This window comes from Streptomyces sp. NPDC002742, assembly GCF_042888885.1.
GTDB lineage: Bacteria > Actinomycetota > Actinomycetes > Streptomycetales > Streptomycetaceae > Streptomyces.
Window position 1 is genome coordinate 1 of the sequence record NZ_JBIAQF010000066.1, and the last position, 3,873, is coordinate 3,873.

Annotated in this window: 1 protein-coding gene; it reads right to left on the reverse strand. The window is 71.7% G+C overall.

Annotation, left to right across the window (positions count from 1 at the left end):
* Positions 1-3,873: SDR family NAD(P)-dependent oxidoreductase (locus ACFYW8_RS44425; RefSeq protein ID WP_389093825.1), on the reverse strand; the 3,873-nt coding region annotated here is incomplete at both ends.

Here is a 3,873-nt window from a genome sequence, read left to right on the forward strand (position 1 = left end):
GTGGTACATCACGCCGGCGAAGACACCGGTCCTGCTGCCCCGTACCGTCGCCGGGTCGATCCCGGCCCGCTCGAACGCCTCCCACGACGTCTCCAACAGCAACCGCTGCTGCGGGTCCATCGCCAGCGCCTCACGCGGCGAGATCCCGAAGAAAGCCGGGTCGAACTCGGCAGCCTCGTGGAGGAAGCCGCCGTGGCGCACGTAGGACTTGCCGGAGCGGTCGGGGTCCGGGTCGTAGAGGTTCTCGACGTCCCAGCCGCGGTTCTCGGGGAATCCCGAGACCGCGTCGCCGCCGGAGGCGACGAGGCGCCACAGGTCTTCGGGCGACCGCACGTCACCGGGAAACCGGCAGGCCATGCCCACGATCGCGATCGGCTCGTCCGCCGTTCCGGTCACCGCGGCGACCGCGGCCTCGGACTGCTCCTGGACGCCCAGTGTCTCGGCGAGCAGGAAGCGGGAGAGCGCGACGGGCGTGGGGTGGTCGAAGACCATGGTCGCGGGGAGCCGCAGCCCGGTCGCCGTGTTCAGCCGGTTGCGCAGTTCCACCGAGGTGAGCGAGTCGAAACCGGCGTCCTGGAACGCGTGTTCCGGCTGGACGGCCTGGGCCGAGGCGTGGCCGAGCACGGCGGCGACCTCGGTACGCACCAGGTCCAGCACCACCTGCTCGCGCTCGACCTCGGACAGCCCGGCCAGCCGCCGGCCCAGCGATCCCTTCGGCGCGGTCCTCGCCGTGCGCCGCGCGGTGCCCCGTACCGGGCCGCGCAGCCCTCGCAGGACCGGCGGCACCGTGCCCTGCGGCCCGCCCAGGTCCAGCCTCAGCGGGGCGACGACGGCCCGGTCCAGGGCCAGTGCCGCGTCGAACAGCCGCAGTCCTTCGTCGACGGCCATAGGGGCCAGGCCCACCCGCTTGAGCCGGGCGAGGTCCGCCTGGTCGAGCCGGTCGGCCATGCCACTGCCCTGCTCCCACAGGCCCCATGCCAGCGACGTGGCGGGGAGCCCCCGGGCGCGGCGTGCTTCGGCGAAGGCGTCGAGGAAGGTGTTCGCCGCCGCGTAGTTGCCCTGTCCCGCACTGCCCAGGATTCCGGACACCGAGGAGAAGACGACGAACGCCGACAGGTCGCTCGTCAGTTCATGGAGATTGAGCACGGCGTCGGTCTTCGGGCGCAGCACCTTCTCCATGCGCTCCGGGGTGAGCGCGGCGATCACTCCGTCGTCGAGGACGCCGGCCGTGTGCACCACGGCCGTCACCGGCGTGCCGGACAGCACCTCGGCGAGGGCGTCCCGATCGGCCACGTCGCAGGCCTCCCAACGCACCTCGGCGCCCCACGCGGCCAGTTCGGCCTCCAGCTCGACCGCACCGGGTGCGTCCGCGCCGCGACGGCTGAGCAGCAGCAGACTGCGCACACCGTGCTCGGCGACCAGGTGCCGGGCGAACAGCCCGCCCAGCGCACCGGACGCGCCGGTCAGCAGGACGGTGCCGGAGCCGAAGTCCGGCGTGCCGGTGGCGGTCCCGGTGGCCTTCACCAGGCGCGGTACGAACACCTCCCCGTCGCGGACCGCGAACTGCGGCTCACCGGAAGCGAGCACGGCGGGCAGCACACCGACCGCCTCATCGGTGTCCTCGGCCTCCACCAACACGATCCGGTCCGGGTTCTCCGACTGCGCTGACCGCACGAGCCCCCACACCGCAGCATGAGCCAGATCGCCCGGACGCGTCACCAGCACCAGACACCCCGGACGCTCCTCCGCCAACCACCACTGCACCAACCCCAGAACCTCACTCGCGACGCTGCGCACACGGTCGGCGGTCTGCGTACCGGACCCCGCCGGGCACGGAACGACGACGACGTCCGGTGCCCCTTCCGACTCCCGCAGTGCGTCGAAGTCCGCGACAGTCTCGATCACCGGCGCGTCGGTGGCGGAGGGAAGGGTGAACGGCGTCCACTCCAGCGCGAACAGCTGATCGCCGCCACCTGCACCGCGCGATTGCTCCGCCGAGACGGCCCGCAACGACAGCGACTCGACCGAGGCCACCGGGTCACCGGTGCCATCGGCTACGGCGAGCCTCAACGAACCGGTGGCCGTGCGCGACAGTTTCACCCGCGCCATCGCCGCACCGGCGGCCTGCACGGCGACGCCGGACCACGCGAACGGCAGGACCGGGCCCTCGTCCAGCGCCACCAGCCCACCGGCGGCCACTGCGTGCAGGGCGGCGTCCAGCAGCGCCGGGTGCAGGGCGAACTCCGCTGCCTCGGCAGCCGACTCGTCCGGCAGCTCGACCTCGGCGAAGACGTCGTCCCCGGCGCGCCACACCGAGCGCAGCCCCTGGAAGACCGGGCCATAGTCCAGGCCCGCAGCGGCCATGCCCTCGTAGAACCCGGTCAGGTCGACGGCATCCGCACCCGCCGGCGGCCACGCGCCGAGGTCCGCAGCAAACGGTGCCTCTGCCGAGGACAGCACACCCGTCGCGTGTCGCAGCCACGAACCGTCGTCGACGCGCGAGTGCACGCTCAGCTGCCGCCGGCCGGACTCGTCCTCCGGACCGACAGCCACCTGAAGGGTGACGCCACCGCGCTCGGGCACGACCAGGGGAAGCTCGAGGGTGAGGTCTTCGACCCAGCCGCATCCCGTCTCGTCGCCCGCCCGGATCGCCAACTCGACGAACGCGGTGCCGGGCAGCAGAACGGTCCCGTTCACGGCGTGGTCGGCGAGCCACGGGTGGGTTTTGAGAGAAATCAGTCCGGTGAGCAGGATCCCGTTGCTGTCGGCCGTCGCAATCGCGGCACCGAGCAGCGGATGGTCCGCCGCCTCCAGGCCGGCGGCCCGGACGTCACCGGACGTCTGGGGAACATCGAGCCAGTAGCGCTCGCGCTGAAAGGCGTACGTGGGCAGGTCGACGTGCCGGGCGCCGGGGAACAGCCCCTGCCAGTCCGGGGAGATGCCGTGGGTGTGCAGCCGCCCCAGGGCGGTGACGAGGGCGTACGGCTCGGGGCGGTCGGCGCGCAGGGCGGGGACGGTGACGATGTCTGTGCCGTCGTCAAAGCAGCCTTCGGCAAGGGCGCTGAGGACACCGCCGGGGCCGATCTCCACGAACGTGCTCACACCCAGCTCGTGCAGGGTCCGCACACCGTCGGCGAAGCGGACCGCCTCACGCACGTGCCGCACCCAGTACTCGGGCGTGTACGGCTCGGCCAGGCGGCCGGTGAGGTTCGAGACCACCGGGATCCGCGGCTCGTCGAAAACCAGACCGCCGACGACCTCCGCGAAGTCCTCCAGCATCGGATCCATCAACGGCGAATGAAACGCGTGACTGACCTTCAGACGGGACGTCCTACGACCCTGACCGGCGAAGACCTCACCGATGGCGACGACCGCGTCCTCCGCACCGGAAACCACGACCGACCGAGGCCCGTTGATCGCCGCGACGCCGACCTCGTCGCTCAGGTAGGGCAGTACCTCGTCCTCGGTGGCCTGGACAGCGACCATGGCGCCGCCGGCGGGCAGGGCCTGCATCAACGCGGCACGCGCCGACACCAGTTTCGCCGCGTCCTCGAGCGACAACACACCCGCCACATGCGCGGCCGCGATCTCACCCACCGAATGACCAGCCACATAATCCGGCCGGATGCCCCACGATTCGAGAAGCCGGAACAGGGCGACCTCGACAGCGAACAACGCCGGCTGCGTCGAACCCGTCTGGTTCAACTCCTCCGCGTCGACATCGACCGGCGCATCCAGAAGCGTGCACACCTCGTCGTACGCCGCAGCGAACACCGGGTACGCCGCGTACAGCTCACGCCCCATCCCCAACCGCTGCGAACCCTGACCCGAGAACAAGAACCCGACCTTGCCCCCGACGGCACCACCCACCAC